The sequence below is a fragment of the uncultured Campylobacter sp. genome, from assembly GCF_938018145.1.
In the GTDB taxonomy this organism is placed as follows: Bacteria; Campylobacterota; Campylobacteria; order Campylobacterales; family Campylobacteraceae; genus Campylobacter_A.
In genome coordinates this window covers 1-4,362 of the sequence record NZ_CALIII010000203.1, presented here as the reverse complement: position 1 = coordinate 4,362, position 4,362 = coordinate 1, and the positions used below count along the sequence as shown (strand labels likewise).

Sequence of the window (4,362 nt, the reverse complement as noted above, 5' to 3'; positions counted from 1 at the left end):
GTCATATCAAGGTCGCGTTTAGCGCGCTCCGCAGTGCCGCGATTAACGTCGCACTCTTTCACCCCCCCCTATTAATCTGCCGCCAATATTACGCGGTCTATTTTTAGGGTCGCTACAATCAACCTTAGCAAAAGCGCTTAGACTAAACACACTTAAAAGCACAGCTATAATTAATGCTTTATTTTTCATCTTTAACGCCTTTCTCTTTATTTTTATTAAGTCCTTTTTTATTTCTTATCCTACGAAACGCGCTTGAAAATGTAGATAAAGTCATTTTCTCAAATTTCATTTCTATTTCCTTTCTTTAAATTTTACGCAAACGGCAGCAAATTTACGCCGTAAACGTCTTTAGGGTTTCGTTGTATTTGTTCTCGTCCTCGCACTGGATCAGTAGCAAGTCGCCCTCCTCAAATACCGATGAGCCGGTAGGTTTGATGTATTCGCCCTTGCGCTTGATGAGTAGCACCAAAAAGTCGCTAGGAAGCTCGAGCTCGGCTAGGTTTTTACCGACGACTTCGGAGTCAAAGCGTATGGTGTGCTGGCGCAAAGTATGATAAAAGATCGGTAAGTTCGACATCTCGACCTCTTCGGCTACGATCTCTTCTTTGACGCCGCATTTTTGCGCGGCCTTTTCTAACGTCATGCCCTGGATGATGATCGAGACGAACACGACGAAAAATATCGTGTTAAAAATAAGCTCGGAATTTGGCAAATTTGCGCCGAACGGATAGGTCGCAAGTACGATAGGAACGACGCCTCGAAGCCCGACCCACGAGATAAATATCTTTTCTTTGACGTTATATCTAGAGAGCAAAAGCGAGAGAAAAACGCCCATCGGACGCGCGACGAACATGATCCAAAACGCAATCACGGTGCCGGCAAGCGCAACGGCCGGTAGCTGAGAAGGGTTTACCAAAAGACCCAGCGTCAAAAAGACGACGATCTGCATCGTCCACGCGATACCGTCGTGAAAACCGATCAAATTTTTCTTATGCGCAAACTCTTTTTTATTTATAAACATACCGGCAATATACACGGCCAGAAAGCCGTTACCACCAACCTTGCCCGCTAGCACGTATAAAAGCATCACCCAAGCCATCGAAAACACCGGATATAGTCCCCAGTACTCAAGCCTTAGGCGGTTAAAAAGCCCAGGTAGCGCGACGCCGAACACATAACCCATCAGCCCGCCTAGCAAAAACTGCTTAACCAACGTTAGCGCTACATCGGGAACGCTAGGGATCGTGGCTATGGAGATGATTTGTAGCATCGTGACGGTTAAAAAGATCGCCATCGGGTCGTTTGATCCGGACTCTAGCTCCAGAAGCGGACGGATGTTGTTTCGCAGCGAAATTTCCTTTGCTCCTAGTATCGCAAACACCGCCGCAGCGTCGGTCGAGGAGATGATAGAGCCAAAAAGCAAAGCCTCTAGCCAGTCAAGACCTAGTAGGTATTTTACGAGTACGGCTATCATGCCGGCAGTTAGCACTACGCCAAGGGTGGCCAGGATGATGCCGTTTACCATGACGGGGCGGATAGATTTTAGATTCGTATCAAGTCCGCCTGCGTAAAGTATAAAAATAAGCGCGATAGTGCCCACGTCTTGGGCGATTTGGCGGTTATCAAAATCAAGCCCCAGCAGTCCGTCCGAGCCCGCGAGCATACCCACGGCCAAAAATACGACTAGCGACGGAATACCGAATCTATCTGAAACCTTGCTAGAGACGATACAAGCGATAAGTAGGATAGAGAAAAATAGTAAAAAAGTTTCTAACATTGTCCCTCATTTGAGTTCAAAGCGGGGCAAATTTAAGGCTAAATTTAGCACACTTAAAGCCTCAAATTTGGCGCGTTTTGTAAAAAAATTCTACCAGATTTTACCTTTTTAACGGATAAAAAGGCTTAACTTTTATCATCGTAAAAGATGAGATCAAAGCTATTTTTGCGCTTTACCAGAGCCTTTTTAGACGGCACGCCGCCCTGCTCCATTTTAGCTAGCTCCTCTTTCATCTGCTTTATCATGACTTCAGACTGCTCGATCTGCTCTTTTAGCTGCAAGATGATATCCACGCCTGCTAAATTTACGCCCAGATCGCGCGTTAGACGCAGTATCATCTTGATGCGGTCCATATCTTTTTCCGAGTAAAGGCGCATCTTACCCTCGGTTCTTGATGGCTCTAGTAGCCCCTCGCGCTCGTATTGGCGCAGCGTCTGCGGATGTATGGAGAGCACCTTGGCTACGACGCTTATTAGATAGACCGGTTCTTCGTATTGTTTCATTTTATGCCTCCGGAAGTTTTTGCTTCATGAGTTCGGCTAGCTCGCCGTCTAGGGCATTTACGTCCGGCAAAGACACGCGCGCCCTCAAGTACAGATCGCCAAATATCCCGCTTTTTCTATTTTGCACGCCGTATCCTTTGAGCCTGATTTTTTGCCCTGATTTTGAGTTTTCGGCGATTTTTATCGTTACGTCTTTTTTAGGCGTTTTTACGTCTATCTTACCGCCAAACATCATCGTTTTTAGCGGGATTAGCACGTCTTTATATAGATCGTCGCCGTCTCTTTCGTACTCGTCGCTAGGCGCGATATTTACGGTTAGTATCAGATCGCCGCGTCCGCCGTTACCTTTGCCTTTTATGCGTAGCTTTTCGCCGTTATTTATGCCGTTTGGGATTTTTATTTTGATGTTTTCGCCGTTAAAATTTATCGAGTGCTCGCCGCCTTTTACGGCTACGTCAAACGGGATAGTTACCTTCGCGCGGGAGTCTAGATCCTCATCGTCCTCAAAGCCGCTAAAACCGCCAGTCTGTCTAAATCCGCTAAAGCCGCTTCTGCTTGAAAAGCCGCTAAAGCCGCCTCCGCCGAAGATATTTTTTAAAATTTCGTCCAAATTTCCCATACCCGAGCTACTCGCAAAGTCGTGGAAATTTTGCCCGCCAAACATCGCGTCACCGTGTCTGTCGTACTGCGCGCGCTTTTTTTCGTCGCTTAAAATTTCATACGCGGCGTTTATCTCTTTAAATTTATCCTCTGCGCCTGGGTCTTTGTTGATATCGGGGTGATACTTGCGAGCCAGCCTGCGATAGGCCTTTTTGATCTCGTCGCTAGTGGCCTTTTCGGACACCCCTAACGTTTCGTAAAGACTATTGCTCATATTATGTCCTTCTAGTCAATTAATTTTATAGGGATTATAGCATAAAGATTTAGCGTATGTCAATCAAGTATAGTAAACGAAACGATTTTAAACGACTTAAATAATAATTAACTTTACGTTGAGCTTAACGCCTTATAATCGCGCTTTGAAAAAAATTTTATCAAAAGGAAAAGTAATGAAAAAGATAATGATATTATCTTTGGCTACTTCTTGCGCGATCTTTGCCGCAAGCATAAATTTTAACGAACCCGCAGAGGATTTTACTAGAATAAATCCGGAATTTAACAAAAACGTCGTGCTGTCCTACAACAGCTCTATCGCCGACGCTAAAAAATCGGTCGTAAATATCTCCACCACAAAAACCGTCAGCAGCAACGTAGCAGATATGAACGATATGTTTAGCGATCCGTTTTTTAAGGACTTTTTTGGATTTCAGTTTAACATACCCCAAGAAAAACAAAAAAGCAGCTCGCTAGGATCTGGCGTCGTCATATCTAGCGACGGCTACATCGTGACGAACAACCACGTCGTAGAAGATAGCGACGAGATCGTAGTCACGCTGCTAGATAGCGACAAAGAGTACAAGGCTAAAATCATCGGCACCGACCCTAAAACCGACTTAGCCATCATCAAAATAGATGCCAAAGAGCTAAAAGCCATACCGTTTGCCGACTCGGCTAAACTAATGGAAGGCGATATCGTATTTGCCATCGGAAATCCTTTCGGCGTGGGCGGTAGCATCACTCAGGGCATAGTTTCCGGCTTAAATAAAGACAACATCGGTCTAAATCAATATGAAAATTTCATCCAAACCGACGCTTCGATCAATCCGGGCAACTCCGGCGGCGCGTTAGTAGATAGCCGCGGCGCGCTTTTGGGGATAAATTCCGCCATTTTAAGTCGCGGCGGCGGAAATAACGGCGTAGGCTTTGCGATCCCATCAAATATGGTAAAAGATATCGCTTCCAAGCTCATTTCGGACGGCAAGATCGAGCGCGGCTTTATAGGCGTGACGATCTCGGATATGTCGAACGAGCAGAAAGAAATTTATTCAAATAAAGAAGGCGCGCTGATCTCCAGCGTCGAGAAGGATATGCCTGCCGATAAAGCGGGTATCAAGCGCGGCGATCTGATCGTGAAAATCGACGGCAAGTCGATCAAAAACGCTAACGAGCTAAAAAATTTAATCGGCTCAAAATCGCCTGGAA

The 4,362-nt window shown here is 45.6% G+C and carries 4 protein-coding genes; 1 reads left to right on the top strand and 3 read right to left on the bottom strand.

The window, feature by feature from the left end; all coding sequences use genetic code 11:
- Window positions 1-331: 331 nt before the first annotated feature.
- The 3 genes from Q0338_RS04665 to Q0338_RS04655 all read right to left on the bottom strand — a co-directional run bounded on the left by Q0338_RS04665 (window position 332) and on the right by Q0338_RS04655 (window position 3,154).
- Window positions 332-1,777, bottom strand: coding sequence for a potassium/proton antiporter (locus tag Q0338_RS04665; RefSeq protein ID WP_298085741.1), 1,446 nt, complete (start codon window positions 1,775-1,777; stop codon window positions 332-334).
- A 125-nt stretch (window positions 1,778-1,902) separates the two neighbouring features.
- Window positions 1,903-2,280 (bottom strand): helix-turn-helix transcriptional regulator, encoded by a 378-nt coding sequence (locus Q0338_RS04660; RefSeq protein WP_298085740.1) that lies wholly within the window; start codon window positions 2,278-2,280, stop codon window positions 1,903-1,905.
- A gap of 1 nt (window position 2,281) precedes the next feature.
- Window positions 2,282-3,154 (bottom strand): DnaJ C-terminal domain-containing protein, encoded by an 873-nt coding sequence (locus Q0338_RS04655; protein WP_298085739.1) that lies wholly within the window; start codon window positions 3,152-3,154, stop codon window positions 2,282-2,284.
- Between the two features lie 175 nt (window positions 3,155-3,329).
- On the opposite strand from Q0338_RS04655, the gene Q0338_RS04650 reads away from it, so the two are divergent.
- Window positions 3,330-4,362 (top strand): trypsin-like peptidase domain-containing protein (locus Q0338_RS04650; protein WP_298085738.1); only part of this gene is annotated, 1,033 nt, incomplete at its 3' end.

Coding starts and splice junctions, on each gene's coding strand:
- Q0338_RS04665 (WP_298085741.1), bottom strand. CDS start 1,777: ATGTTAGAAACTTTTTTACTATTTTTCTCTATCCTACTTATCGCTTGT.
- Q0338_RS04655 (WP_298085739.1), bottom strand. CDS start 3,154: ATGAGCAATAGTCTTTACGAAACGTTAGGGGTGTCCGAAAAGGCCACT.
- Q0338_RS04660 (WP_298085740.1), bottom strand. CDS start 2,280: ATGAAACAATACGAAGAACCGGTCTATCTAATAAGCGTCGTAGCCAAG.